General features: G+C 36.2%; 1 pseudogene. It reads left to right on the top strand.

Features of this window, described 5'->3' with window-relative positions:
* Nucleotides 1–100 precede the first annotated feature (100 nt).
* Nucleotides 101–754, top strand: a pseudogene (locus KA828_RS10675) (IS256-like element IS256 family transposase); the annotation flags it as partial.

Here is a 754-nt window from a genome sequence, read left to right as displayed (position 1 = left end):
ATAAAGTCCGTATAATTGTGTAAAAGTAAAAAGGCCATATAACAGTCCTTTTACGGTACAATGTTTTTAACGACAAAAACATACCCAGGAGGACTTTTACATGACCCAAGTACATTTTACACTGAAAAGCGAAGAGATTCAAAGCATTATTGAATATTCTGTAAAGGATGACGTTTCTAAAAATATTTTAACAACGGTATTTAATCAACTAATGGAAAATCAACGAACAGAATATATTCAAGCAAAAGAATATGAACGAACAGAAAACCGACAAAGTCAACGAAATGGCTATTATGAGCGCAGCTTTACGACACGTGTAGGCACGCTAGAATTAAAAGTACCCAGAACACGTGATGGCCATTTTTCACCCACAGTGTTTGAACGTTATCAACGAAACGAAAAAGCCCTCATGGCTTCAATGTTGGAAATGTATGTATCAGGCGTTTCAACTCGTAAAGTATCAAAAATTGTGGAAGAACTTTGTGGTAAATCCGTCTCTAAGTCCTTCGTTTCTAGCTTAACAGAACAGCTAGAACCTATGGTTAACGAGTGGCAGAATCGTTTATTATCAGAAAAAAATTATCCTTACTTAATGACCGATGTACTCTATATAAAAGTACGAGAAGAAAATCGAGTACTCTCAAAAAGCTGTCATATAGCGATTGGAATAACCAAAGATGGCGACCGTGAAATTATCGGCTTCATGATTCAAAGTGGCGAAAGCGAAGAGACCTGGACAACATTTTTTGAATAC

It is taken from the genome of Staphylococcus sp. GDY8P85P (genome assembly GCF_017892405.1).
GTDB classification, from domain to species: domain Bacteria; phylum Bacillota; class Bacilli; order Staphylococcales; family Staphylococcaceae; genus Staphylococcus; species Staphylococcus borealis.
The sequence above is the reverse complement of the archived record's forward strand: the minus strand, read 5'-3'. Positions and strand labels throughout refer to the sequence as shown.